26 protein-coding genes and 1 tRNA gene are annotated in these 23287 nt (G+C 67.7%); 12 read left to right on the top strand and 15 right to left on the bottom strand.

Translation table 11 applies throughout. The features are described from left to right. Position 1: 1 nt before the first annotated feature. The 6 genes from ACRDNQ_RS00870 to ACRDNQ_RS00845 all read left to right on the top strand — a co-directional run bounded on the left by ACRDNQ_RS00870 (position 2) and on the right by ACRDNQ_RS00845 (position 6541). A complete protein-coding gene (locus tag ACRDNQ_RS00870; RefSeq protein WP_431826729.1) occupies positions 2–565 on the top strand; it encodes a tetratricopeptide repeat protein in 564 nt (187 codons plus the stop codon). Positions 566–599: 34 nt separating this feature from the next. Continuing rightward, entirely contained in the window at positions 600–1457 is an 858-nt protein-coding gene (locus ACRDNQ_RS00865) for a tetratricopeptide repeat protein (RefSeq protein ID WP_431826728.1), read from the top strand. A gap of 10 nt (positions 1458–1467) precedes the next feature. Further along, positions 1468–1959, top strand: a complete 492-nt coding sequence (locus ACRDNQ_RS00860) for a prepilin peptidase (protein WP_431826727.1) — start codon at positions 1468–1470, stop codon at positions 1957–1959. A 164-nt stretch (positions 1960–2123) separates the two neighbouring features. Further along, a complete protein-coding gene (locus tag ACRDNQ_RS00855) occupies positions 2124–3434 on the top strand; it encodes an ATPase (RefSeq protein ID WP_431826726.1) in 1311 nt (436 codons plus the stop codon). Between the two features lie 234 nt (positions 3435–3668). Then, on the top strand, positions 3669–4637 hold the full coding sequence (trxB, locus tag ACRDNQ_RS00850) for a thioredoxin-disulfide reductase (protein WP_431826725.1): 969 nt from the start codon (positions 3669–3671) through the stop codon (positions 4635–4637). 197 nt (positions 4638–4834) lie between these two features. After that, positions 4835–6541 (top strand): bifunctional sulfate adenylyltransferase/adenylylsulfate kinase, encoded by a 1707-nt coding sequence (locus ACRDNQ_RS00845; protein WP_431826724.1) that lies wholly within the window; start codon positions 4835–4837, stop codon positions 6539–6541. A 28-nt stretch (positions 6542–6569) separates the two neighbouring features. On the opposite strand, the gene cls is transcribed toward ACRDNQ_RS00845, so the two are convergent. The 3 genes from cls to ACRDNQ_RS00830 form a co-directional block, all read right to left on the bottom strand. Next, a complete protein-coding gene (gene cls / locus ACRDNQ_RS00840; protein ID WP_431826723.1) occupies positions 6570–8012 on the bottom strand; it encodes a cardiolipin synthase in 1443 nt (480 codons plus the stop codon). Positions 8013–8107: 95 nt separating this feature from the next. Beyond that, positions 8108–8184: transfer RNA gene (locus ACRDNQ_RS00835), tRNA-His, on the bottom strand. 43 nt (positions 8185–8227) lie between these two features. Next, on the bottom strand, positions 8228–8728 hold the full coding sequence (locus ACRDNQ_RS00830) for a GNAT family N-acetyltransferase (protein WP_431826722.1): 501 nt from the start codon (positions 8726–8728) through the stop codon (positions 8228–8230). A 100-nt stretch (positions 8729–8828) separates the two neighbouring features. On the opposite strand from ACRDNQ_RS00830, the gene ACRDNQ_RS00825 reads away from it, so the two are divergent. Further along, positions 8829–9029 (top strand): DUF6324 family protein, encoded by a 201-nt coding sequence (locus ACRDNQ_RS00825; protein ID WP_431826721.1) that lies wholly within the window; start codon positions 8829–8831, stop codon positions 9027–9029. On the opposite strand, the gene ACRDNQ_RS00820 is transcribed toward ACRDNQ_RS00825, so the two are convergent. Both ACRDNQ_RS00820 and ACRDNQ_RS00815 read right to left on the bottom strand, forming a co-directional pair. After that, entirely contained in the window at positions 9026–9514 is a 489-nt protein-coding gene (locus ACRDNQ_RS00820; protein WP_431826720.1) for an MmcB family DNA repair protein, read from the bottom strand. The two genes, ACRDNQ_RS00825 and ACRDNQ_RS00820, sit on opposite strands and share 4 nt — an antisense overlap. A gap of 287 nt (positions 9515–9801) precedes the next feature. After that, positions 9802–10131: a hypothetical protein gene (locus tag ACRDNQ_RS00815; RefSeq protein WP_431826719.1), complete on the bottom strand. Its 330-nt coding sequence runs from the start codon at positions 10129–10131 to the stop codon at positions 9802–9804. Between the two features lie 117 nt (positions 10132–10248). Here ACRDNQ_RS00815 and ACRDNQ_RS00810 point away from each other — a divergent pair, with 117 nt between their 5' ends. Next, entirely contained in the window at positions 10249–10947 is a 699-nt protein-coding gene (locus ACRDNQ_RS00810) for an endonuclease/exonuclease/phosphatase family protein (RefSeq protein WP_431826718.1), read from the top strand. Between the two features lie 24 nt (positions 10948–10971). Here the strand turns inward: ACRDNQ_RS00810 and nusB are convergent, their stop codons facing one another. Genes nusB through ACRDNQ_RS00785 form a run of 5 tightly spaced genes read right to left on the bottom strand, consistent with a single transcriptional unit; the run spans position 10972 to position 14222 of the window. Further along, positions 10972–11427 (bottom strand): transcription antitermination factor NusB, encoded by a 456-nt coding sequence (nusB, locus tag ACRDNQ_RS00805; protein WP_431826717.1) that lies wholly within the window; start codon positions 11425–11427, stop codon positions 10972–10974. Next, positions 11424–11939 carry a 6,7-dimethyl-8-ribityllumazine synthase gene (locus ACRDNQ_RS00800; protein ID WP_431826716.1) on the bottom strand — a complete coding sequence of 172 codons (516 nt, stop codon included), beginning with the start codon at positions 11937–11939 and terminating at the stop codon, positions 11424–11426. Before ACRDNQ_RS00800 ends, nusB begins: the two co-directional genes overlap by 4 nt. After that, positions 11939–13063 (bottom strand): 3,4-dihydroxy-2-butanone-4-phosphate synthase, encoded by a 1125-nt coding sequence (ribB, locus tag ACRDNQ_RS00795; protein ID WP_431826715.1) that lies wholly within the window; start codon positions 13061–13063, stop codon positions 11939–11941. Before ribB ends, ACRDNQ_RS00800 begins: the two co-directional genes overlap by 1 nt. Then, complete coding sequence (locus ACRDNQ_RS00790; protein ID WP_431826714.1) at positions 13060–13626, bottom strand: hypothetical protein; 567 nt, start codon at positions 13624–13626, stop codon at positions 13060–13062. The genes ribB and ACRDNQ_RS00790 overlap by 4 nt, the downstream gene beginning before the upstream one ends. Next, positions 13623–14222 carry a riboflavin synthase gene (locus ACRDNQ_RS00785; protein ID WP_431826713.1) on the bottom strand — a complete coding sequence of 200 codons (600 nt, stop codon included), beginning with the start codon at positions 14220–14222 and terminating at the stop codon, positions 13623–13625. The genes ACRDNQ_RS00790 and ACRDNQ_RS00785 overlap by 4 nt, the downstream gene beginning before the upstream one ends. A 166-nt stretch (positions 14223–14388) precedes the next feature. Here ACRDNQ_RS00785 and ACRDNQ_RS00780 point away from each other — a divergent pair, with 166 nt between their 5' ends. From ACRDNQ_RS00780 to ACRDNQ_RS00770, 3 genes are all read left to right on the top strand, one after another. Beyond that, positions 14389–15669, top strand: coding sequence for a capsule biosynthesis protein (locus tag ACRDNQ_RS00780; protein ID WP_431826712.1), 1281 nt, complete (start codon positions 14389–14391; stop codon positions 15667–15669). A 113-nt stretch (positions 15670–15782) separates the two neighbouring features. Further along, complete coding sequence (locus tag ACRDNQ_RS00775; protein ID WP_431827832.1) at positions 15783–16883, top strand: polysaccharide biosynthesis/export family protein; 1101 nt, start codon at positions 15783–15785, stop codon at positions 16881–16883. Positions 16884–16888: 5 nt separating this feature from the next. Continuing rightward, positions 16889–18910, top strand: a complete 2022-nt coding sequence (locus tag ACRDNQ_RS00770; protein ID WP_431826711.1) for a capsular polysaccharide biosynthesis protein — start codon at positions 16889–16891, stop codon at positions 18908–18910. Here ACRDNQ_RS00770 and ribD read toward each other — a convergent pair. The 3 genes from ribD to ACRDNQ_RS00755 all read right to left on the bottom strand — a co-directional run bounded on the left by ribD (position 18907) and on the right by ACRDNQ_RS00755 (position 21044). Then, complete coding sequence (gene ribD / locus ACRDNQ_RS00765) at positions 18907–19983, bottom strand: bifunctional diaminohydroxyphosphoribosylaminopyrimidine deaminase/5-amino-6-(5-phosphoribosylamino)uracil reductase RibD (protein ID WP_431827831.1); 1077 nt, start codon at positions 19981–19983, stop codon at positions 18907–18909. The genes ACRDNQ_RS00770 and ribD overlap by 4 nt on opposite strands. Before the next feature lie 23 nt (positions 19984–20006). Beyond that, positions 20007–20474, bottom strand: a complete 468-nt coding sequence (gene nrdR, locus ACRDNQ_RS00760; RefSeq protein ID WP_431826710.1) for a transcriptional regulator NrdR — start codon at positions 20472–20474, stop codon at positions 20007–20009. Positions 20475–20627: 153 nt separating this feature from the next. Next, positions 20628–21044 carry a hypothetical protein gene (locus tag ACRDNQ_RS00755; protein WP_431826709.1) on the bottom strand — a complete coding sequence of 139 codons (417 nt, stop codon included), beginning with the start codon at positions 21042–21044 and terminating at the stop codon, positions 20628–20630. A 194-nt stretch (positions 21045–21238) separates the two neighbouring features. Here ACRDNQ_RS00755 and ACRDNQ_RS00750 point away from each other — a divergent pair, with 194 nt between their 5' ends. Continuing rightward, positions 21239–21832, top strand: coding sequence for a DedA family protein (locus ACRDNQ_RS00750; protein WP_431826708.1), 594 nt, complete (start codon positions 21239–21241; stop codon positions 21830–21832). On the opposite strand, the gene ACRDNQ_RS00745 is transcribed toward ACRDNQ_RS00750, so the two are convergent. After that, positions 21829–22383: a dihydrofolate reductase family protein gene (locus ACRDNQ_RS00745; RefSeq protein WP_431826707.1), complete on the bottom strand. Its 555-nt coding sequence runs from the start codon at positions 22381–22383 to the stop codon at positions 21829–21831. The two genes, ACRDNQ_RS00750 and ACRDNQ_RS00745, sit on opposite strands and share 4 nt — an antisense overlap. Before the next feature lie 42 nt (positions 22384–22425). After that, the gene (locus tag ACRDNQ_RS00740; protein WP_431826706.1) at positions 22426–23268 is read right to left on the bottom strand and encodes an SDR family NAD(P)-dependent oxidoreductase; all 843 of its coding nucleotides are present in this window, start codon (positions 23266–23268) and stop codon (positions 22426–22428) included. Positions 23269–23287 lie beyond the last annotated feature (19 nt).

Raw genomic sequence — 23287 nt, 5'->3', positions numbered from 1 at the left:
GATGGCAAGACCCGGGCCTTGGCCGCTCATCGCGATGCTCGCGCTGGCCGCCTGCGATACCGCAGGCGGTTTTGCGTCATCGGCGCCAGGCCCGTTCGCGCCCTCCGGGATCGACCCGCGCGGCGAAAGCGTCGACGGCCTGATCGTGGGCCATCGCCTGATGGCCGCGGGCGAGTACGAGCTGGCAATCCGCGCTTACGCCCGTGCCGCAGCCGAACAGGGGATGACCGTCGACGTGCTGTCCGCGGTGGGGTCGGCGAACCTGAAGCTTGGGCGCCTGGGCCAGGCCGAGGACCTTCTGCGTCAGGCGATCGAGAAGGACGAACGCTTCGCGCCGGCCTGGAACAACCTTGGGGTCGTGCTGATGGAGAAGGGCGAATACGGCGAAGCCAGCCGTGTCTTCCGCACCGCCTTCGCGCTTGATAGTGGCCAAAGTGCCGAAATCCGGGACAATCTTCGGCTTGCTCTCGCAAAAATCGAGAATCCCGAGTACCCTGAGCAAGATACAAACTTCGCACTGGTGCGCCGCGGACCGGGAGAATTCCTGCTTCTGCCGACGCCATAAGCGAAGGGATCGAGCAGGAAAAGGACGCAGGCACATGCGCCACGCAATCTTCGTTTCACTCTGCCTTGGCAGCGCCGTGGCGCTGTCGGCATGCGACAAGTCCGCCGACACCGATGTGGAACGCGCGATCGACGCGGTCAACGTGATCGACGAATCGGGGCTGAACGACGTCATGCTTCAGGCCGCCGATCCGGAAGAGGCCGTGAACTACTTCGTCCGCGCTTCGACCGAGCAGCCTGACAGGATCGATCTTCAGCGCGGGCTTGCGCTGGCGCTGATCCGGGCCAAGCGCCCGCGCGAGGCCGCCCAGGCCTGGGAGCGCGTGGTGAGCATGCCCGACGCCACCCCCGACGACAGACTGGGTTATGCCGATGCACTGATCCGCAACGGCGACTGGGACGAGGCCGAGGCGCAGCTTGACAAGATTCCACCGACCTTCGAGACCTTCCAGCGCTACCGCCTCGAGGCGATGGTGGCCGACAGCAACAAGGAATGGCAGAAGGCCGACAGCTTCTACGAGATTGCCGTGGGACTGACGACCCGCCCCGGCGGCGTGCTGAACAACTGGGGCTATTCGAAACTGTCGCGCGGCGATTTCGCCCAGGCCGAGAAGCTCTTTGCCGAATCGATCGGGTACGATCCCTCGGTCTTCACCACCAAGAACAACCTCGTCCTCGCGCGGGGGGCGCAGCGCAAGTACGACATGCCCATCATCCCGATGACGCAGACGGAAAAGGCGCAGCTTCTGCACACGCTTGCGCTGTCGGCGATCAAGCAGGGCGACGTGACGACCGGCAAGGCGTTGCTCAACGACGCGATCGAGACACATCCCCAGCATTTCGAGGCCGCGGTGCGCAGTCTCGAGGCGCTGGAAGGTAACGTCCGCGGCTGATCGGCGGGGCATGGCCTATCCCGACGCCGCGCTGTGGTTCCTGATCACCACGCTGCCCATCGCGCTGTGGGTGGCGTGGAGCGACATGGCCACGATGAAGATCCCCAACAAGGCGGTCCTCGCCCTGACGGCGGTCTTCGCCGTGGTGGGCGTGCTTGTCCTGCCCCTGCCCGAGTACCTGTGGCGGTGGAGTCACCTCGTGGTGGTTCTGCTGGTGGGATTTCTTCTCAACCTCACGGGGGCGCTTGGCGCGGGGGACGCCAAGTTCGCCGCGGCGATGGCGCCCTTCTTCGCGCTGGCGGACTGGCTTTTCGTGCTGATCCTGTTTTCCGCCGTGCTGATCGCGGCCTTCATCACCCACCGCGCCGTGCGCCGCATCCCCGCGGTGCGCCGGGCCTTTCCCGGATGGGAAAGCTGGACGCGCAAGGACTTTCCCATGGGACTGGCCCTGTCGGGAACGCTGGTGGGGTATCTCGCGCTGGCCCTGCGCACCCCGGCCTGAACGCCGATTGCGACCGCTTTCTGGCGGCCCCGGCCGCGTGTCTTCATCATTTGGCCACATTGACCCGGCATCACGATGCGAAGGATCGGCAGGGTGATTTGCGCGCGCCCGCAGCGCGTGGCGCCCCGCCATCGGCAGAGACAGCAGTTGCGGAGCGGTTCAGGATGAACATGCAGACCACCGGCGTGATGGCCCCCCCGGCGCCGCGCAGCCTTTCGGAAATGAAGCTTACCACGGTCATGATGCGGGACATCCTGCTCAAGACCATGTTCCGCATGAACCTTGAACTCGTGACCGAGTTGTCGCGCGCGATCTGCCTGCCGGTGCCGGTCACCCAGGAACTGGTGGACCTTGCCCGCGGCCAGAAGCTTGTCCAGGCGACCGGGACGCTGCACGCCAACTCGGGCGGCGAGATGGGCTATCAGCTGACCGACAGCGGCAAGGCGCGCGCGCTCGATGCGCTGTCGCAGTCGGAATACTACGGCGCGATGCCCGTGCCGATGCAGGTCTATGCCGAACAGGTCAAGCGCCAGTCGATCCGCAACATCCAGATCACGCGCGACCAGCTGACAGGCGCGATGGGCCACCTGATCCTGCCGCCCGAACTGCTTGACCACCTTGGCCCGGCGGTCAGCGCGGGACGGTCGATCCTAATGTACGGTCCCCCGGGCAACGGCAAGTCGTCGATCTCGAACGGGATCCGCAACGCGCTGGGCGACAAGATCTATGTGCCCCGCGCGATCGAATACGCGGGTCAGGTCATCACGGTCTACGACCCGATCGTGCATTCGGCTGCCGAAGAACTTGTCGACGACCCGAACTCGCTGCGTCGCACCGGCAATCGCTATGACACGCGCTATGTGTTGTGCGAACGCCCGACGGTGATCACCGGGGGCGAACTCAGTCTGTCGATGCTCGACCTTGTCTACAACCCGACGGCGCGCACCTACCAGGCCCCGCTGCAGCTGAAGGCGACCGGAGGGGTCTTCATCGTCGACGACCTTGGCCGCCAGGAAGAACCGCCTCAGGCGCTGATCAACCGCTGGATCGTCCCGCTGGAAGAGGGCAAGGACATCCTGGCGCTTCAGTCGGGCGAAAAATTCGAAGTGCCGTTCGACACGCTGGTGATCTTCTCGACCAACTTCCACCCCAACGAGATCTTCGACAAGGCGGCGCTTCGCCGGATCTTCTTCAAGATCAAGATCGACGGGCCGAACCAGCAGGATTTCCTGAAGATCTTCGCGATGGTGGCGAAGAAGAAGAAGATCCCGCTGGACGAAGAGACGCTGATCTACCTGATGCGCGAGAAGTATCCGACGATCGACAATATCTATGCGAACTACCAGCCGGTGTTCCTGATCGACCAGATGATCGCCATCTGCGAATTCGAAGGCATCCCCTACCAGATGTCGCCGGCATTGGTCGAACGCGCCTGGGCCAACATGTTCGTCAAGGAAGAGTCGATCGTGCACTGACCGTCGTGCACCGATAGCCCTCCACCGACGGCGACCATACCGCCGACAGCGCCGGGCGCGTCCTGGTTTGCGAGGATCCCACCCCTACTACCGAGAGCCAAGACGGCGGGCGCGAAAGCGCCCGCCGTTTCACGCGAACCGTTTCGCCTGGCCCGTTTCGCATGCGCCGGGGGTTCCGCACCGCGCGGGCGCCGTCTATATCCGTCTGGCCGCCAAGCTGTCAGGAGGATCGAGATGTCCGACAAGAAGCATGCCCGGGTCCTGATCATCGGGTCGGGTCCCGCAGGTTACACCGCGGGCGTCTATGCCTCGCGCGCCATGCTGAACCCCGTGCTGATCCAGGGCATCCAGCCCGGCGGGCAGCTTACCATCACCACCGAGGTCGAGAACTGGCCCGGCGACACCGAGGTGCAGGGGCCGGACCTCATGGTGCGGATGGAGGCCCACGCCCGGGCCATGGGAACCGAAATCATCGCCGACCACATCCAGAGCATCGACCTGTCGCGGCGCCCCTTCGCCGCGCAGGGCGACAGCGGCACGACCTACACCGCCGACGCGGTGATCCTGGCGACGGGCGCGCAGGCGAAGTGGCTGGGGCTGCCGTCGGAGGAACATTTCAAGGGCTTCGGCGTCTCGGCCTGCGCAACCTGCGACGGGTTCTTCTATCGCGGCAAGGACGTCGTCGTGATCGGCGGCGGCAACACCGCCGTGGAAGAGGCGCTGTTCCTGACGAACTTCGCCTCGAAGGTCACGCTGGTCCACCGCAGGAACGAACTGCGGGCCGAGAAGATCCTGCAGCACCGCCTGTTCAACAACCCCAAGGTCGAGGTCGTCTGGGACCACGAGGTGACCGAAGTCGTGGGCAGCGAAACCCCGCGCGGCGTCGACGGCGTGGTGGTCCGCAACGTCAAGACCGGCGAAAGCCGCACGCTTCCCTGCGCGGGCTTCTTCGTCGCCATCGGCCATGCGCCGGCATCCGAACTGGTCCGGGACCAGCTTGAAACCCACCACGGCGGCTATGTGGTCACGAAACCCGACTCGACGGCCACCTCGATTCCCGGGGTCTTCGCGGCGGGCGATCTGACCGATCACGTCTATCGCCAGGCGGTGACGAGTGCGGGCATGGGCTGCATGGCCGCGCTCGAGGCCGAGCGGTTCCTCGCCGAACAGGACGCGCAAGGCGCGGCCGCCGCCGCGGAGTAACACCGGAAGGCCCGCCTGCGCGCCAGCTGCCCCCTGCCGGGCCTCGCGGCACCGTCACCCGCAGGACATAGGGAACACTCCGTTTTCGCGCGACCGCTGCGGCACGGGTTGTGCCGGGCGTGGCGCAGGAGTAGGTGGCGCGCGAACCCTCTTCGGCGCGACAGCCCGCGCCTTTTGCCCTTGATGCGAGTGTGTTGATGCAACTCCCCAATCTTGTCCCGATCCCGGAACTCTACGTCTCCTATGACAGCGCGCAGAAGCTGAAGGTCGAAGCCGGCGAGCTTCCGTCATGGGATCTGACCCCCCGCCAGATCTGTGACCTCGAGCTTCTGATGAACGGCGGCTTCCACCCGCTCAAGGGCTTCCAGACCGAAGCCGACTACGACGGCGTGGTCGAGAACATGCGCACCGCGGACGGCACGCTCTGGCCCATCCCGATCACCCTGGACGTGAGCGAGAAATTCGCAGGCACCGTCGAACCCGGCCAGGACATCGCGCTGCGCGACCAGGAAGGCGTGATCCTTGCGATCATGTCGGTCACCGACAAGTGGAGCCCCGACAAGGCGCGCGAGGCCGAAAAGGTCTTCGGCGCGAACGACCTTGCCCATCCGGCGGTCAACTACCTGCATCACACGGCCGGGCCGGTCTATCTTGGCGGCCCGATCACCGGCATCCAGCAGCCCGTCCACTACGACTTCAAGGCCCGCCGCGACACGCCGAACGAACTGCGCGCCTATTTTCGCAAGCTGGGCTGGCGGCGCATCGTGGCCTTCCAGACCCGCAACCCGCTGCACCGCGCGCACCAGGAACTGACCTTCCGCGCCGCGCGTGAAGCCGAGGCCAACCTTCTGATCCATCCCGTCGTCGGCATGACGAAACCGGGCGACGTCGACCACTTCACCCGCGTGCGCTGCTACGAGGCGGTGCTCGACAAATATCCGGCCGCGACGACGACGATGAGCCTTCTCAACCTTGCCATGCGCATGGCTGGTCCGCGCGAGGCCGTCTGGCACGGAATCATCCGTCGCAACCACGGCTGCACCCACATGATCGTGGGCCGCGACCACGCCGGCCCGGGCAAGAACAGCCAGGGCCAGGATTTCTACGACCCCTACGCCGCGCAAGAGCTTTTCGCCCAGCACCAGAAGGAAATCGGCATCGAGATGGTCGATTTCAAACAGATGGTCTATGTCCAGGAACGTGCCCAGTACGAACCCCGTGACGAGGTGACGGACGGGGCAACGATCCTTGACATCTCAGGCACCGAGCTTCGCCGCCGCCTGCGCGAGGGGCTTGAGATCCCCGAGTGGTTCTCGTTCCCCGAGGTTGTGAACGAACTGCGCCGCCGCTATCCGCCGCGCTCGCAGCAGGGCTTCACGGTATTCTTCACGGGCTTCTCGGGCTCGGGCAAGTCGACGATCGCCAACGCCCTCATGGTCAAGCTGATGGAGATGGGCGGGCGCCCGGTCACGCTGCTTGACGGGGATGTGGTGCGCAAGAACCTGTCGTCCGAGCTTGGCTTCTCGAAAGAGCATCGCGACCTCAACATCCGCCGCATCGGCTTCGTCGCCAGCGAGATCACCAAGAACGGCGGCATCGCCATCTGCGCGCCCATCGCACCCTATGCGACGACCCGCCGGGCGGTCCGCGAAGAGATCGAGCAGTATGGCGCCTTCGTCGAGGTGCATGTCGCAACCAGCCTCGAGGAATGCGAGCGGCGCGACCGCAAGGGTCTTTACCGACTGGCGCGCGAAGGCAAGATCAAGGAGTTCACCGGCATCTCGGATCCCTACGACGTGCCCGAGACCCCCGAACTGCGTCTCGACACCGAGAACGTCGAGGTCGATCACTGCGCGCACCAGGTGCTTCTGAAACTCGAGCAGATGGGCCTCGTGGCGGGCTGAGGCCAGCCACCCTGCAGGGGCCCGGTCGCTAGAGAACGGGCCCCATCATTCCGATCGTGTTGTTCCACAGCCGGCGTGGCGCGCTCCAGCCGCGGACCTCGTCTGCGTGAAGTTCCCGCGAGTCCGCCAGGTAGTCCTGCTGGCGCGTTCTGATCGCGGCGGTCAGGTCCCGGCATTCCAGAAGAATGTTGTTCTCGTAGTTCAGGTCGAAGCTGCGCCGGTCGAGGTTGGCCGAACCGATCAGCGCCACCTTTCCGTCGATTGTCAGGGTCTTCGCATGCAGCAGGCCCTTCTGATACTCGAAGACACGCACGCCGGCTTGCAGCAGGTCGGCATAGTAGCTGCGGCTGGCGGCCGAGACGATCCAGCTGTCGTTGCGCGCGGGAAGGACCAGGACGGTGTCGACCCCCCTCTGCCCCGCCGCGCGGATCGCGGACTGCATCGACTCGGAGGGCACGTAGTAGGGCGTCGTGATCACAAGCTCGTCACGGGCCGCGTGCATCAGCGCCTCGAACATCTCGGGCATGGCCGAAGGACGCACGGTGGGCCCGGTTCCGATCACCTGTGCGACGACGCCGTCCGCGCCGTCGCCGGGATCCCGCAGAATCCCCGTCAGATCCTCGGGCACGTGGGTCATCCAGTCCTGCAGGAACAGCGCCTGGTTCTGCATTGCCACCGGCCCCTCGAAGCGGACCATCAGATCGACCCACGGCGCGTATTTCGCCTTCACGAGGAACTCGGGGTCGGCGCAGTTCTGGCTGCCGCAATAGGTCACGCGGTTGTCGATCACCAGGATCTTGCGGTGATTGCGCAGGTCGATCCGCCCCTTGATCGGGCGCAGGAACGGGTTGCCGATGGGCAGCGCCCGGGCAAGGCGGACGCCGGCATCGGCCATGTCCGTCCAGTGCATCGACCGGATAAGCCCGCGCGAGCCAAGATCGTCGGCCATGGCGCGCACCGTGACCCCACGCAGCGCAGCCCGCTTCGCTGCCTCGACGACCTTCAGCCCGTTGTTGTCGGTCAGCCAGATATAGAACAGGATGTGCACGTGGTCGCGGGCGGCGTCGATGTCGGCGACCATCGCGTCGACCGTCGCGGCCGAGTCTTCCATCAGATGCGCGGTATTGCCACCGCGCGGACGGAAGTGGCTGATCGACTGGCCCAGGCGAAAGAGGTGGCGATGCTCGGGATCGACCTTTTCGTAGAAGGCGGCGTCGTTCAGGGTTCGCGCCTTCTCGAAAAGCCGCGCGCTGATCTCGCGGTAACGGGCCACCTTCCGGCGGCCGACATTCGTTTCGCCAAGCAGGATGTAGGCCAGAATGCCAAGCGCCGGCACCGCGAGGATCACAAGGACCCAGGCCACCCGGGACGACGGCTCGCGGTTGGGCCGCAAAAGGGCGCGCGTGATGAACACCGCAAGAAGCGAAACGTGGATGACAAGAGCGACTACCGCGTAATTGGCCGATGTCATCCCGAAGCGCTCCGCCCCCGGGGCGCCCTGTGCCCCAAGGGCAAGCCTAGTGCGGCATCGAGGACAGGGTCAATCGGGTGCTACCGGAGGGAGAGTGGTACCGCCTCCCCGGCTTGAACGGGGGACCTCTGGATCCACAATCCAGCGCTCTAACCAACTGAGCTAAGGCGGCACTGCCGGGCGATTTACTCTCGCCCCCCCGCGATTGCAAGGGCTCAGAGGGCGATCTCCCAGGTTTGCTCGACAAGGTCGACCCCGAAGGATCGCACCGGGGCGGACGCCGTGCAGGCAAAGCCGTTGCGCGCGTAAAGCGCGCAGGCGGCGCGATGGCTTTCGTAGGTCCAGACCTTCAGGCGCCGGTATCCGACCGCCCGCGCGAAGCCAAGGCAGTCGTCGAGAAGGCGCTGTCCCAGCCCCCTGCCACGGGCTTCGGGGATCAGAAGGAACAGCCGCAGCTTGGCCACGCCGGGCTCGCCCGACTGAACGCAGAAGATCGACCCAAGCCGCAGACCCGCCGCCTCTGCGATCCAGCCGCGCTCGGTCGCCGGTTCGTGGCTGCGCAGGAAGTCCGCAAGGATCTCGGCCACAAGCGCGCCGAAACTGGCGTCGAAGCCTTCGTCGCGGGCATAGAGAAGGGCGTGCTGCTCGATCAGCCAGCCGGCATCCCCGGTGCGAAACTCGCGCAAGATCGCCGTGTCCGTGGCCGCAGACGTCATCATGCGATCCTTTCAGAGGCCCGGGCTGTCATCAAGGGCGGCCTTGATCGCCCGCGGCCCGGACGGTAAGGGAGGCAATCTTCAGCCAGCCGAGGCGGACATGGGCATCAATTCCGAATCCGACGTCGCCGCGAACCTTCAGATCGGCCCCACCTCGATGGGGATGGTGCGGATCTATATCGAAGGCGACGGGGTCGACCTGCCTCTCGACTTCGACCCCGACGAGGCCGAGGAGATCGCAGACGAGATCCGCGCCGCGGCCGCGCGCGCCCGCACGATGAGCGGCAAGAAGGACCGCTAGCCCGGCCAGACGCCCGTGAACGCCGGATCCCGCGCCGCATGCCAGCGCACGGCGGCGTGGCGCGCGAACTTCTGCACCATCGACTTCCGACGCGCACCCGGCAGCTTCGTCTCGGGCCCAAGCCGCAGGATCTCGGCGTCATAGGCGTCGGCGATGATGAGGCCGGTGTCCTGGGGTAGAAGGTCGGTCGGGAAGGCCTCGTCCACAGCCCAGAAGAACCGGTCGCAGAACCCAAGGTAGCCCTGCCACTTCGTGTCCGACATGTAATCGGCGCGCGAGGACTTGCATTCGATCACCCAGATCTCGCCTTTCGGCCCCAAGGCCATGACGTCGACCCGCAGCCCCGGCGCGGGGATCAGTTCCTCGACGGTGACGAAGTCATGCCCGAGCAGGTGACGGCAAACGCCCCGGGCAAGGGTCTGGCCCGGGCGTTCCGCCGGGCGGTCGGCAGGCCTTGCGGCGTGGCAGGCAAGATCGTCGGGCATGGAGGGACTGTGAACAAGTCGTGAACAAAAATCAAGCCATCCCACGGCCTTTCGACCGTCACGCCCTCTTGCCGTATAGCCTGCGCGGGCTTATCTCTCGGCGGTGACGGGTTCTGCCCCTCTCGTGTTGCGGCAAAATTCCGGTGGCCTTACTCAATTCCGAGGGAGCTGGCTCTGTTCTGACCCTGGTCAGGTTACCCGGCGCCCACCTGTGTAAACAGGTCCTCGGGAATTCGTTCCGTTACGGTCCGGGTGGTCCCGTCACTTCTTTCCGAACGCTTGGCGCCTCAGGCGCGCGGCGCGTCCGCCTTGACCGGCACAGGCAGGGGCACGGCACCTTCTGCGGGCGCGATGGCCGCGCGCAGCCGCTTGCCGCCGAACGGATCATCGTCGTCGCCTTCGGCCATGCGCATGATCGAGATGCCGAACTGCACGCCGGAAAAGACGACCCCGTTGAACATGAACAGAAGGAAGGCCGCCAGCCAGCCCTCTGACGAGTTGTTCACCAGGTGCCAGAGGTTCGCGACGTTGAACCAGAACAAGAGCCCCACGAAGACGGCCGCAAGGGCGAAACCGACCAGCGTCTGGCGGATGTAGAGACGGACAAGAGGGGGCATGGCGCACCTCGTATGGCGATTCCTGCATGAAAGATAGCACGCCGCGGCGACGGGAAAAGGGCACCCCGCCCAAACGGCGGATTTGCGCCTGCGGCGAATGCGCGCCATATCACGGCCATGACCGTCTTTCGCGTCGCATCGTACAACATCCGCAAGTGCATCGGGCTTGACCGACGGCGCGATCCCGACCGCACGCTGGGGGTGATCGCGGGGCTTCAGGCCGACATCGTCGCCTTGCAGGAGGCCGACCGCCGCCTTCCCCCGCGCCCCAGCGCGCTGCCGGCCGACACCGCGAGGCGACTGGGGATGGAGGCGCTGGATGTCGATCCCTCGACGCCCTCGATCGGGTTTCATGGCAATGCCCTTCTGATCCGGGGCGGCTTCCGCGTCACGCGGCTGCGCGGCATCGACCTGCCGGGTCTTGAACCCCGCGGGGCGATTCTGGCCGAACTGGCGCGGGGGGACGCGACGCTGCGGGTCGTGGCGACCCACCTCGGCCTTCTGCGCCGCTATCGCCAGATGCAGCTTGAAGCCATCGCCGCCGCCGTGGCCGACGGGCCGCGAATGCCGACGATGATCATGGGGGATTTCAACGAGTGGTCCGAAACCGATGGCTTCGGTCCGCTTCAGGGATATCGGGTGATTTCGCCCGGCAGGACCTATCACGCCGCGCGTCCGGTGGCGCCGCTTGACCGGATCGCGCTGACCGGGGGGTTGCAGGTGGTGCGCTCGGACGTCGTGTCGAGCGGCGAGGCGCTGCGTGCCTCGGACCATCTGCCAATCACCGCCGAACTCGCGTTCCGCGACGGCGACTGAAGACCTGCCGCGAAAGATGACCCGTCAAAAGGCGTCGGGCCGCGCCTCGCGGGCCATGTGGTCGATCACCGCGTTGACGAACTTCGGCTCGCGCCCGTCGGGGAAGAAGGCCTTGGCAAGATCGACGTATTCGTTGATCACCACCTTCGGCGGAGCGTCACCTTCGGCCAGCTCTGCCCCGGCCGCCCGGAAGATCGCCCGCAGGGTTGGGTCGATCCGGTTGATGGGCCAGGCCACGGCCAGCGCGCGGTCGGTCATCTGGTCGATCTTCGCCTGATGGTTCACCGCGTCGTCCACGACCCTACGGAAGTGATCGACGTCGCCCTCGACCATCTCGCCTTCCTCGTAGGTCGCCCCGAAGCGATGATCCTCGAACTCGCGCGTCACCGCCTCGACGGTCTGGCCCGACACCTCCATCTGGAAAAGCGCCTGCACGGCATAGAGCCGGGCCGCGGATTTCATCTGGCGCACGCTGGTCATGCCTTGGCGTCCTTGGCGGCGAGGAAGCCCACGCCCTTGCCGGTGCGCTTCATCCGCCGGGTCAGCGCGATCAGGTGAAGCGCCGCCGCCGCCGCGCCGCCGCCCTTGTTCTGGCCCGCCGGGTCGGCGCGGACGGCGGCCTGGGCGTGGGTCTCGACCGTCAGAATAGCGTTGCCGATGCACAGGCCCTGCAGCCCCAGAAGCTGAAGGCCCCGGCTTGAGTCGTTGCAGACCGTGTCGTAATGCGTGGTCTCGCCCCGGATCACGCAGCCCAGCGCCACGAAGCCGTCGAACTCGCCCATGCGGGCGGCGATGCCGATCGCCGGGGCGACCTCGAGCGCGCCGGGCACTTCGATGATCTCGTGGGTGGCGCCGGCCTTCGCAAGCTCGGCCACAGCGCCGGCGATCAGGCCGTCGGCGATGTCCTTGTAATAGGGTGCGACCACGATCGCGACGCTGACGGGGTCGTCGAACGACGGGGTTTCAAGGACATAGTGCGACTGTCCGGCCATCATCCGATCTCCGAAATCTTGCGGGTGCCCACGATCTCGAGGCCGTAGGCGTCAAGGCCCACGACCTTCGGCTTGGGCGAATTGGTCAGAAGGACCAGCTTCGAAATCCCGAGCGACGACAGGATCTGCGCGCCAAGCCCGTACTGGCGCAGGGTCTGGGGCGACACGTCGCCGTCCGAGACCAGCTTCATCGTCGTGTCACGCAGAAGGACCAGCGCCCCGCGGCCCTCGGCGGCGATCAGGGTCATGGCATCGCCAAACTCGTCGCGACGCCCGCGCGGGCCAAGGCCGACCACGTCGAGCATGGGGTCAAGCGCATGCATCCGCACCAGCACCGGCGCATCGCCCGAAATGTCGCCCTTGATCAGGGCGATATGCTCGGCGCCCTGGGTCTGGTCTGTGAAGATGCGCAGCGTCCACTCGCCGCCGAATTCCGACGTGACGGTGGTTTCCGACGATACGCGGACCAGGTTGTCGTGGCGGCGGCGATAGGCGATCAGGTCGGAAATCGTGCCGATCTTCAGCCCATGCCGCTGGGAAAAGGCCACCAGTTCCGGCAGGCGGCTCATCGTGCCGTCCTCGTTCATCACCTCGCAGATGACGCCCGCGGGGTTCAGCCCGGCAAGCCGGGACACATCGACCGCCGCCTCGGTGTGGCCGGCGCGAACGAGCACCCCGCCGTCGCGGGCCCGAAGCGGGAAGACATGGCCCGGCGTGGCGATATCGGCGCCGGTCTTCGAGGCATCGATCGCCACCGAAACGGTGCGCGCACGGTCATGCGCGGAAATGCCGGTCGAGATGCCTTCGCGCGCCTCGATCGAGACGGTGAAGGCCGTTTCGTGCCGCGACGAGTTCTGCGAGGCCATAAGCGGCAGGCCCAACGCATCGACACGCGCACTTGTCAGCGCAAGACAGATCAGACCGCGGCCATGGATGGCCATGAAGTTGATCGCCTCGGGCGTGGCCATCTGGGCGGGGATGATGAGATCGCCCTCGTTCTCGCGGTCTTCATGGTCGACAAGGATGAACATGCGCCCGTTGCGCGCATCCTCGATGATCTCGTCGATCGAGGAGATCGCGTCGCGCCAGTTCTCCTCGCTCGGGTCAGGGGTCTTGAAGGTCATGCGGAGGCTCCGAAATAGCGGTCGGCGGGGATATACCCGGCAAGCTTGCCGGCCTGCGTCCATTCCCGCTCGAATGCGGTCTCGCCGATCAGGACGACCCGGTCGCCGGGCAGGCCACGGTCGGCGGTCAGCTGTCGCAGGGCGGCGCGCATCGCCGCCCAGCCGTCGGTAAAGCGGGGGGCCGCGCCGGCCGCGTCGAACATCGGGTTGGCAAAGGCGAAGGCTTCGGGGCTGGTCGGGGCGTGCAGGATCGCCAGCCGGCCGCAGGACGCCAGCGCCCCGAGGCGCTCGGCGCGATCGGCGGGCACCGTCACGTTGCGCGGTCCAACCCGCAAGGCGTTCGACGAAAACAGAAGCGCCACGACATCATGGCCCGAGGCCGCGCGGATCGAGGCATAGGCCCGGTAATCGAGTCCAAGCTCGCGCGCGCGGCGCACGCGCATCCGCACCACTTCCAGCGGCAAGGTCGGCAGAAGCTCTGCCCGGGCCCGGGTCCAGGCATGACGGCGCCAGGCGCGGCCGCGCTCCATCGTGGGGCCGTTGTTGTGGCCGATCATGGTCATGCGGCGGCCTCGGCCAGACGCGCGACATACCTGGCCAAGGTGTCGATCTCGAGGTTGACGCGGTCGCCCGCACGGATCTGCCCCCAGGTCGTGACCTGCCGGGTGTGCGGGATGATGTTGACGCCGAAGTCGTCGCCCTCGACCTCGTTCACGGTCAGCGACGTGCCGTCAAGCGCGACCGATCCCTTGGGCGCGATGAACCGGGCCAGCCTGTGCGGCGCACGGAAGCGGAAGCGCATGCTGTCGCCTTCCGGCTGGGCGCTCAGCACCTCGGCCACGCCGTCGACATGGCCCGACACGATGTGCCCGCCCAGTTCGTCGCCCACCCGCAGCGCCCGCTCGAGGTTTAGCCGCGTGCTAGGGCGCCAGTCGCCCGCCGTCGTCTTCGACGCGGTCTCGGCCGAGAACTCGACATCGAACCAGCCGCGCGGGGCGGCGCCCTTGGCGATGACGGTCAGGCAGACGCCCGAGCAGGAAATCGACGCGCCGATGTCGATGCCGGCCACGTCATAGGACGTGGCGATGCGCAGGCGGGTGTCGCCGCGGTCTTCGCGTTCGACGACTTCGCCGATGTCGGTGACGATTCCGGTGAACATGGGGCTGGCCTTCGACGGGTGCGCTCGGGGTTGACCCGTCACCTAGTCGGCCTGTGGCGCAAGAGCAAGCCTTGCCGCGTACCGCCCGCGAACGACCCGCAATCCATAATGACTTGCGTGCCAAAGCACGATAGGACCGGCACGTCCGGGTGGTGGCGGAACGCAGATGGCGAAAACGCGACGTTTCCTGATGCTGCAGGGTCCTCACGGCCCCTTCTTCACGCGTCTGGCCGCGATGCTGACAGCCGCCGGGGCCGAGGTCTGGCGCGTCGGCTTCAACGGCGGCGACAGCCTGTTCTGGCGCGACCGGGCGCGGTATCTTCCCTATCGCGGCGGCCTGACGGACTGGCCGGACTGGCTTGCGGCCTGCCTTGACGCCCGGGGCATCACCGACATCGTCCTTTACGGCGAGCCACGGCCCCTTCACGCCACAGCCCTTGAAGTGGCGCGCGCCCGCGGGCTGCGCACGCACCTGTTCGAGGAAGGCTACCTGCGCCCCTATTGGGTGACCTACGAACGCGACGGCACCAACGGCCACTCGCCCCTCATGGCGCTGGACTTGGACGATATGCTGGCGTCGCTCGTCGCCGAGGCGATCGACATGCCCGAAGCCCCTGCGCTTTGGGGCGACATGCGCGAACACGTGCTTTATGGCGCGATCTATCATGCCGCCGTCGCGCTTGGCGGGCGGCGATACCCCGGCTTTCTCTCACATCGCGGGGCGACGGTCGGGCAGGAGTTCGGTCTCTACCTGAGGCGGCTTGCGCTGATGCCGGTGCACCACCTGCAACGCGCGGTCTCGTCGCGCAGGCTGCGCAACGGCGGCTATCCCTACCACCTTGTGCTGCTTCAGCTTGAGCATGATTCAAGCTTTCGGGCGTTCTCGCCCTTCCGCTCGATGACCGACTTCCTCGATGTGGTGCTGCACGGCTTCGCACGCGGCGCGCCCGGGCATCATCACCTTGTCTTCAAGGCGCACCCGCTCGAAGACGGGCGCGCGGCACTGGCGGCCGCAATCGCCCGCCGCGCGGCCGCGCTGGGCGTCGCCGACCGCGTGCACTTCCTGATCGGTGGAAAGCTGGCGCCGATGCTCGACAGCGCGCGCAGCGTCGTCACCGTGAATTCCACGGCGGCGCAGCAGGCGCTTTGGCGCGGGCTTCCGGTCAAGGCCTTCGGAACGGCGGTCTATGGCAAGCCCGGCTTCGTGTCGGACCATCCGCTGCCCGCGTTCTTCGCCGACCCGGTGCCGTCGGACCTTGCAGCCTATCGCGGCTATCGTCGCTTCCTTCTCAAGACCAGCCAGATACGGGGCGGCTTCTATTCGGCGCGCGGGCGGCGCGAGGTGCTGCGCCGGATCGTGGACCTGATGCTTGCCGAGGCCTCGCCCTACGAGGCGGCCCTTGGCGCGGGTGCGGCGCAAGGGCAACATCTGCGCGCGCTTCCCTGACCGGCGGACTGGCGGATTCGCCGCAATTCCGGTAGTTTGCCTGAAAAAGCTGAGGCAGGCTCACAGGTCGAGGAGACCAGGCAGTGAAACTCTCCACCGCAGGCGGTGCCCGCATGGGCATCCTTTTGTTGGCGTGTCTCGCGACGGGCGGCTGCGCGCTTCCACGTACGGGTCCCACCAAAACCGAGATTTTCGAGGGGTCGGTCCAGAACCAGGGCGACGCCTACATCGTCGAGGTGAACGACCGCGTGGCGGCCGCGACCTCGGTCGTGCCGGCGCTTGGGTTTTCGCAGGCTTTCCTGACCGCTGGCGTCGTAGGGTCGGACACGATCCGGCCCGGCGACACGCTTGGGCTGACGATCTGGGAGAACGTGGACGACGGCCTTCTGTCGCCGCAGGGCGCCAATGCGACCGCGCTGGAAGAGGTGCAGGTCGACGGCGAGGGCTTCATCTTCGTGCCCTATGCCGGACGCATCCGCGCCGCGGGCAACACGCCCGAGGAAATCCGTCAGCTGATCACCGAACGGCTGCAGGAGCAGACGCCCGACCCGCAGGTTCTTGTCCGTCGCCTGGCCGGAGATGGCTCGACCGTTTCGCTGATCGGCGGCATCGGGGCCCAGGGCGTCTACCCGATCGAGCGGCCGACGCGCACGCTCAGCGCCATGCTGGCACGCGCAGGCGGCGTCACGATCCCGCCCGAGATCGCCGAAGTCACCGTCACGCGCGGCGACCAGATCGGCAAGGTCTGGCTTCAGGATCTGTACCAGAACCCCCGCCTCGATATCGCTCTGCGCGGCGGCGACCGCATTCTGGTCGATGTCGATCAGCGCGCCTTCACCGCGCTGGGTGCCACCGGCGCGCAGAACCGCGTGCAGTTCGACACCCAATCGATTTCGGCCATCGAGGCGATCGCGCGGGTCGGCGGGCTTAGCCCGGCACTGGCCGATCCGACCGGGATCTTCGTCTTCCGCAACGAAGACCCCGCGATCGCGAACGCCGTTCTGGGGCGGTCGGATCTGCAAGGCCAGCAGCGCATGGTCTATGTTCTGAACCTCACCTCGCCCACGGGTATGTTCCTTGCGCGCGACTTCGCGATCCGCGACGAGGACACGGTCTTCGTGACCGAGGCGCCCTATGCGCAGTTCGCCAAGGTTCTGGGGGCCTTCACCGCACCGCTGAACGTGGCGGCCTCGTACAGCCAACTCGCGCAGTAACCGCCTTGGGCGGGGCGGCCGATCCCGCGGGCGGCCGGCGCGCCCTTTACGTCTATAGTGGCGGCTTCCTGACCGGGGGCCGCGTGCGTCGGATCCTCGATCTTGCCAGATGGGACATCCGGATCGGGGCGCCCGGGCCGGACGACTGGGTGGGCGTCTGGGGCCGCCGTCCGGTGGCGGCCCGGGGGCAGGCCGTGGCGCGGGCGACGGGCGCGGGCGTTCTTTCGGTCGAGGATGCGTTCCTGCGCTCGCTATTCCCGGGCCGGGCGGGCGAGCCGACGCTGGGCCTTCTGCTGGACACGTCCGGCGTGCACTATGACCCGGCGACGCCCAGCGACCTCGAGACCCTGCTTGCCACGCACCCGCTGGACGACCCCGCGCTGCTTGACCGGGCGAACGCCGCGATCGCGCGGCTGCGCGCCGCGCACCTGACGAAGTTTGCCGCCGTCGATCCCGCGCTCGCCCCGCCCCCGCCCGGATATGTGCTGGTGATCGACCAGACCCGCGACGACGCCGCGGTCGCGACCAGCGGCGGGGGCGAGGCGCTTCGCGCGATGCTGACGGCCGCCCGCGCCGATCACCCGGACGCGCGCATCCTGATCAAGACACACCCCGAAACGGCCCAGGGCCTTCGCCCCGGCCATTTCGGCCCGGGGGACGAAGACGCACGTGTCAGCCTGCTTTCCGCCCCGCTCAGCCCCTGGCGCCTCTTCGAAGGCGCGACCGCCATCTACACCCTGTCCTCGGGCCTTGGGTTCGAGGCGATCCTTGCCGGGCACCGTCCGCGCGTCTTCGGCCAGCCCTTCTATGCCGGATGGGGGCTGACGCAGGACGACCGGCCCCTGGCCCGCCGCCAGCGCCAGCTGTCGGCCACCCAGCTGTTTGCTGCCGCGATGATCCTTTACCCGACATGGTACGACCCCTACCGCGACCGCCTGTGCGGCCCCGAAGAGGTGATCGAGGCGCTTGAGGCGCAGGCCCGCGTCTGGCGCGAGGATCACCTGGGCTATGTCGCAAGCGGCATGCGGCTGTGGAAGCGCGCGCACCTGCAGCGCTTCTTCGGACGCCACGAGGCGCTGCGCTTCCGCGACCCGCCCGAGGCGGCGCGACGCGAGGCCGAACGGCTGAAGCGCCCCCTGATGCTTTGGGGCAGCGCACAGTCCGGCCAGGGCGCGGGCGCGGTCGTCCGGATCGAGGACGGTATCCTGCGTTCGCGCGGACTGGGCGCGGCGCTTGTCCCGCCCCTGTCGCTGGTGCGCGACGATCCTGGCATCTACTACGACCCCGGCCGGGAAAGCCGCCTTGACCGGCTGATCGCGGCCTCGGTGACCCTGCCCCCGGCGGCGCGCGCCCGTGCGGCGCGGGTGATCGCGCAGCTGACCGACCTTGGCCTGACAAAGTATACGACCGGCGCACCGGACTTGCCGGACCTGCCCCAGGGCCACCGCATCCTTGTACCGGGCCAGGTCGAGGACGACGCCTCGATCGTGACGGGCTGCGGCGCGGTCGCGACGAACGCCGCGCTTCTGGCCGCCGTCCGCGCCGCGAACCCAAGCGCCGTGATTCTGTGGAAGCCCCATCCCGATGTCGAGGCCGGCCTGCGGCGGGGCGCCGTCGACGCCAGCGCATTGGCACTGGCCGATGCCGTCCTGTCCGGCGTCGGCGCCGCCGCGGCGCTGGCCGCCGCCGACGAGGTCTGGACCATGACCTCGACCTTGGGGTTCGAGGCGCTGCTGCGCGACCTGCCGGTGACCTGCCTCGGTACGCCCTTCTATGCCGGCTGGGGTCTGACGCGCGACCTTGCGTCAACCCCGCCCTGGCGCCGCGCGGGGCCGGACCTCCCGGGGCTGGCCCATGCCGTGCTGATCGACTACCCGCGCTATGTCGATCCCGTGACCGGGCTGCCCTGCCCCGTCGAGGTCGCGATCGAGCGTCTGGCCCGTGACGAGGGGCCGCAACGGGGCCGATGGCTTGGGCTCGTGTCCAGACTTCAGGGGCTGGCGGCAAGCCGGGGGTTTTGGCGCTAGTCGCGCGACCAGCGATGCAGCACGTCGCCGTCGACGGCTTCTGTGCTGCGCAGCCGAAAGCGCCGGGCATCGGCCAGCCGCCCAAGGCCCAGATCGCCAAGGCCCGGACGCCCTTCGGCGCCGATGGCAAGCCCGGCCGAAAAGACCACCAGTTCATCCACCAGATCGGCGCCAAGAAGCGAGGCCGCAAGCGCCCCGCCACCTTCGCACAAGACGCGCGTCAGGCCAGCCTCGGCCAGCGCGGCCATCATTGCGCGCGGGGCGAGACGGCCGTCCGGACCGGCCGCCACCGGCAGCAGACGGACGCCTTGATCGGTCCAGACCGAGCCTGTCGAGGCACTCACGCGGTCGTCGTCAACGACAACCCATAGCGGTGCCTCGCCAAGGCCGCGCAGCAGGCGGCTGTCGGTGGGCAGGTCCAGACCGGCGGACGCCACGATCCGAACCGGCTGAGGCAGGGGGCCAAGGCCGCGCACCGTCAGGGCGGGGTCGTCAGCCCGCGCCGTTCCGCCGCCGATCAGGACTGCATCGTGGCATGCCCGCATCGCGTGAACCCGCCGCCGCGCCCCGGGGCCGGTGATCCAGCGGCTTTCGCCGCTTGCCGTCGCGATCCGCCCGTCCAGCGTGAGGGCCAGCTTCAGCGTCAGGAAGGGGCGTCCCTGGGTCCGGCTCAGCACGAACCCGGCATGGTCGCGCCGGGCTTCGTCCTCACGCACGGCGGTCGTGACGGCCACCCCCGCCGCCTCGAGAATGCGGTGGCCTGCCCCCGACACGCGGGGATCGGGGTCGGTCATCGCCGTGACCACGCGCGCGATCCCCGCCGTGACCAGCGCCTCGGCGCAGGGCGGGGTCTTGCCGTGGTGCGCGCAGGGCTCGAGGCTGACATAGGCGGTGGCACCCCGCGCGGCGGCGCCCGCCTGGTCCAAGGCCACGGATTCGGCGTGGGGCCGACCGCCGGGCCGGGTCCAGCCGCGTCCCACGATCCGGCCGTCACGGACGATCACGCAGCCCACCGACGGGTTCGGCCAGGTCGTGCCCTGCCCCCGCCGGCCCAGCGCCAGCGCCAGCGCCATGAAGCGCCGGTCCTCTTGGGCGGTCACTCTTCGGTCTGGGACGGCGGCCTCAGTTCGCTGACGAACCTGTCGAAGTCGCCGGCCGCCTGGAAGTTCTTGTAGACACTGGCGAACCGGACGTAGGCCACCGTGTCGATCCGGGCCAGCGTCTCCATCACGATCTCGCCGATCGTCTTCGAGGGAATGTCGGTCTCGCCCATGCTTTCCAGCCGGCGCACGATCCCCGACACCATCTGGTCGATGCGCTCGGGTTCGATCGGGCGCTTTTGCAGTGCGATCCGCACCGAACGCTCCAGCTTGTCGCGGTCGAATTCCTCACGCCGGCCGGAGGACTTGATGACCACCAGATCGCGAAGCTGCACCCGCTCGTAGGTGGTGAAGCGGCCCCCGCAGGCCGGGCAGAAGCGCCGGCGCCGAATGGCGACGTGATCCTCGGCGGGCCGCGAATCCTTCACCTGGGTGTCGATATTTCCGCAAAACGGGCAGCGCATGGACTCTCCCTCGGTGGTCTCTGCCTCTTATCCACAGGCACTATAGGGGGTCGCCTATGCGTTGGGTAGGGGGGATTTGGACCCACCCGATGTTGCGCCCGAAACCGAGGATATCCTGCATCCCCACCCTTGCGGATTGTGGCTGCCGCCCGTTCAGAACCGCTCTGTGCGAAGGCGCACGACGTTGCACTGGTCGCGCGCCTGGAACGCCGACAGGCTGTCTGTGTTGGAGCTGATCCGCATCAGGCCGGTCGGCTGCGCCATCCCCGGCGCCGGTGGCACGAAGGTAAAGACTATTCCCGACCCCTGCGGGCGCGGATTGGGCGTCAGGCGGTAGATCCGGGTCGAGCCCGACAGGTTCTGCTGGTCGGCGAAACGCCCCGCCGCGCACCAGTAGTCAGGAGCGCCCAAGCCCGCCTTGAACCTGACTTCGAAGGGATCGTCGACGCTGGAGAAAAGCACCACCGCCGACTCGCGCGTGACGAATGTCTGCCGTCCCGACGGATCGGACGGGACGCAGGCGGATACGACGACAAGGGCAGAGGCGGCGGCGGCAAGATGGCGGAACATCGGCTTCTCCGTTCGTTCTGGCAGGGCAGACCCCGCCGGTTGCGGCAAGCATCCCGGCTCCACTCGGGGAATTCAAGATGCCATGTGGTCCCGTCCGCCGTGCCGGCGCCCATCGGCCGGGATCTGGCGGGCCTTGACGCAAGACCGGGCCGCGACGATGGTTCACCCGGCCCAAGCGCCACTGAAAGGGCACCATGACGGGTTGGCTCGACTCCTTCGTTCAAAGCTATGGAACGCTCGCCGTGTTCGCAGGCACCGCGATCGAGGGCGAAGCCGTCGCCATGACCGGGGGAATCATGGCCCACCAGGGACACACGCCGGTTCTTGAAACCATGATCGCGGCGGCCGCCGGCGGGTACCTCTCGGACCTTTTCCTTTACTGGATGGGCCGAACCTATCGCGACAGCGGTCCTGTCCGACGCGCGCTCGAGCACAAGGGCGTGGCGCAGGTGGTCGGGCGGCTGTCGAAGAACCTTGTCGTCTTCGCGCTGACGTTCCGCTTCCTGCCGGGCATGAAGACGGCCGGCGCGATGTCGCTGGCAACGCTGGGAATGCGCCCCCTGCCCTTCGCCCTGTGCGCGGCCATCTCGGCCGTCGTCTGGGCGGTGCTCTGGGTGGGCCTTGGCTACCTGTTGGGCCACGCGGTCGAACGGCTTTTCGGTGATCTCGAAAGGGTCGAGCATGCCCTGATCGCCCCCGCGATCCTTGGCGCGATGCTGTGGCTCGGGGTGGCGTGGTGGCGGCGCAGGGCGAAAGGGGCGGCGCCCGCCGCGCCAAGCAAGACCTAGCCGCGCCGCGGGGTCCACACCGAGTAAAGGGTTGGGCGGTCGTTCAGACGTCGCTCGGACCGCTTCACGAAACCGGCCTTGGCAAGCGCCGCCTCGGGCGGGCCGGGAAAGCGCGAGAACAGCGCAAGCCCTGCGCCGAACTCAAGCGGCTCGACCGAAAGGTGAACCCTGTCGATCGCGCCGTGGTCGAGAAACCAGTCATGAACCTGCGTCCCACCGAGAATCAGACCCTGCCGAAGCGGATGGACCGACGCGACAAGGCCGGGAAGTTCCGCAGGGCTCAGCCCCGCAGGATCGATCCAAAGCTGGGTGGGACGCCGCCAATGGCCTGCCCCGGCGGCGGCAGAGAAGACGATCCGCCGCCGGTCGGGACGGTCTGCGCCCTCATGCGTGTGGCGGCCCATGACGGCCCAGTCGGCGGCGCCGACATCGGCCAGAAACAGCGCCTGCTCTTCCGGGCTGGCCCAGGACGCCGGCGTGTCGTCAGGCGCACGGGCGATGAAGCCGTCGCGGCTGGTCACGACGGTCAGGGTGAAGGCGGGACGCATCACGGCAGCCCGCCCCCGAACTTCGGTCCGGGCCCCTGGCGCAAGTCAGTCCCCGGCAACGAACGCCGCAAACTTCGCGGCGAAATCGGGGTGCCAGCGCGACAGCGCGGGACGGTTCTCGATGATGTCGCCGATGGCCCAGGACATGCGCTTTTCGTCAAGCGCGCGGGGCACGTCGTTGTCGGGGCAAAGGATGTAGAAGTCGCCACGATTGAGGCTGGCGAGAAGGAAATCGGCCGTCTCTTCCGGCGTCCAGGCGCCCGCCGGCTTTTCCGTGCGCCCGCCCCGCGTGAGGTCGGTGAAAACGAAGCCCGGGATCAGAAGATGGGCGGTCAGGTGCGCGCCTTCGGTGTTGCGCAACTCGTGTGCAAGCGCCTCGGTAAAGGCCTTCACGGCGACTTTCGACACGTTGTAGGCCGGGTCGCCCGGCGGCGTGGTGATCCCCTGCTTCGAGCCGGTGTTGACGATGGCGCCGGGGCGGCCGCGTTCGATCATGCGCCGGGCGAAGACACGGCTGCCGTTGGCAACCCCCCAGAAGTTCACGTCAAGGACGCGATGCCAGACCGTGTCGTCGCCGAACATCGCCGATCCGGGCTGGATGCCCGCGTTGTTCATCAGGATGTCGGTGCCGCCGAACCGCGCCGCCACATCCTTTTCCAGCCATTCCAGCGCGGCGCGGTCGGCCACGTCGACCTCGGCGGTCACGACCTCGCGCGCACCGGCGGCACGCAGGTCGGCAGCGGCCTTGGCGAACAGGCTGTCACGCGTGTCCGCGATGACGACCGTCATGCCGAGGCCGGCAAAGCGTCGGGCGGCGGCAAGACCGATGCCCGAGGCGCCGCCCGTGACGACGGCCACCGAGTCGGCGGTAAGTGCGGGGTGTGCCATGGGGCCTCCTTCGCGCGGG

Source organism: Saliniferula longa, assembly GCF_050789285.1.
Lineage (GTDB): Bacteria > Pseudomonadota > Alphaproteobacteria > Rhodobacterales > Rhodobacteraceae > CAVPWP01.
This window is presented reverse-complemented; position numbering and strand designations above follow the sequence as displayed.

Excerpts from the sequence above, each read along its gene's own strand:
- cls (WP_431826723.1), bottom strand. The coding sequence starts at position 8,012 with ATGACATCGGCCAATTACGCGGTAGTCGCTCTTGTCATCCACGTTTCG.
- trxB (WP_431826725.1), top strand. The coding sequence starts at position 3,669 with ATGTCCGACAAGAAGCATGCCCGGGTCCTGATCATCGGGTCGGGTCCC.
- ribD (WP_431827831.1), bottom strand. The coding sequence starts at position 19,983 with ATGGCGCTGGCGCTGGCGCTGGGCCGGCGGGGGCAGGGCACGACCTGG.
- nusB (WP_431826717.1), bottom strand. The coding sequence starts at position 11,427 with ATGACCAGCGTGCGCCAGATGAAATCCGCGGCCCGGCTCTATGCCGTG.
- ACRDNQ_RS00855 (WP_431826726.1), top strand. The coding sequence starts at position 2,124 with ATGAACATGCAGACCACCGGCGTGATGGCCCCCCCGGCGCCGCGCAGC.
- ACRDNQ_RS00790 (WP_431826714.1), bottom strand. The coding sequence starts at position 13,626 with ATGACCATGATCGGCCACAACAACGGCCCCACGATGGAGCGCGGCCGC.
- ribB (WP_431826715.1), bottom strand. The coding sequence starts at position 13,063 with ATGACCTTCAAGACCCCTGACCCGAGCGAGGAGAACTGGCGCGACGCG.
- nrdR (WP_431826710.1), bottom strand. The coding sequence starts at position 20,474 with ATGCGCTGCCCGTTTTGCGGAAATATCGACACCCAGGTGAAGGATTCG.
- ACRDNQ_RS00830 (WP_431826722.1), bottom strand. The coding sequence starts at position 8,728 with ATGACGTCTGCGGCCACGGACACGGCGATCTTGCGCGAGTTTCGCACC.
- ACRDNQ_RS00865 (WP_431826728.1), top strand. The coding sequence starts at position 600 with ATGCGCCACGCAATCTTCGTTTCACTCTGCCTTGGCAGCGCCGTGGCG.
- ACRDNQ_RS00740 (WP_431826706.1), bottom strand. The coding sequence starts at position 23,268 with ATGGCACACCCCGCACTTACCGCCGACTCGGTGGCCGTCGTCACGGGC.
- ACRDNQ_RS00860 (WP_431826727.1), top strand. The coding sequence starts at position 1,468 with ATGGCCTATCCCGACGCCGCGCTGTGGTTCCTGATCACCACGCTGCCC.
- ACRDNQ_RS00775 (WP_431827832.1), top strand. The coding sequence starts at position 15,783 with ATGGGCATCCTTTTGTTGGCGTGTCTCGCGACGGGCGGCTGCGCGCTT.
- ACRDNQ_RS00825 (WP_431826721.1), top strand. The coding sequence starts at position 8,829 with ATGGGCATCAATTCCGAATCCGACGTCGCCGCGAACCTTCAGATCGGC.
- ACRDNQ_RS00810 (WP_431826718.1), top strand. The coding sequence starts at position 10,249 with ATGACCGTCTTTCGCGTCGCATCGTACAACATCCGCAAGTGCATCGGG.
- ACRDNQ_RS00870 (WP_431826729.1), top strand. The coding sequence starts at position 2 with ATGGCAAGACCCGGGCCTTGGCCGCTCATCGCGATGCTCGCGCTGGCC.
- ACRDNQ_RS00755 (WP_431826709.1), bottom strand. The coding sequence starts at position 21,044 with ATGTTCCGCCATCTTGCCGCCGCCGCCTCTGCCCTTGTCGTCGTATCC.
- ACRDNQ_RS00845 (WP_431826724.1), top strand. The coding sequence starts at position 4,835 with ATGCAACTCCCCAATCTTGTCCCGATCCCGGAACTCTACGTCTCCTAT.
- ACRDNQ_RS00820 (WP_431826720.1), bottom strand. The coding sequence starts at position 9,514 with ATGCCCGACGATCTTGCCTGCCACGCCGCAAGGCCTGCCGACCGCCCG.
- ACRDNQ_RS00750 (WP_431826708.1), top strand. The coding sequence starts at position 21,239 with ATGACGGGTTGGCTCGACTCCTTCGTTCAAAGCTATGGAACGCTCGCC.
- ACRDNQ_RS00815 (WP_431826719.1), bottom strand. The coding sequence starts at position 10,131 with ATGCCCCCTCTTGTCCGTCTCTACATCCGCCAGACGCTGGTCGGTTTC.
- ACRDNQ_RS00800 (WP_431826716.1), bottom strand. The coding sequence starts at position 11,939 with ATGGCCGGACAGTCGCACTATGTCCTTGAAACCCCGTCGTTCGACGAC.
- ACRDNQ_RS00785 (WP_431826713.1), bottom strand. The coding sequence starts at position 14,222 with ATGTTCACCGGAATCGTCACCGACATCGGCGAAGTCGTCGAACGCGAA.
- ACRDNQ_RS00780 (WP_431826712.1), top strand. The coding sequence starts at position 14,389 with ATGGCGAAAACGCGACGTTTCCTGATGCTGCAGGGTCCTCACGGCCCC.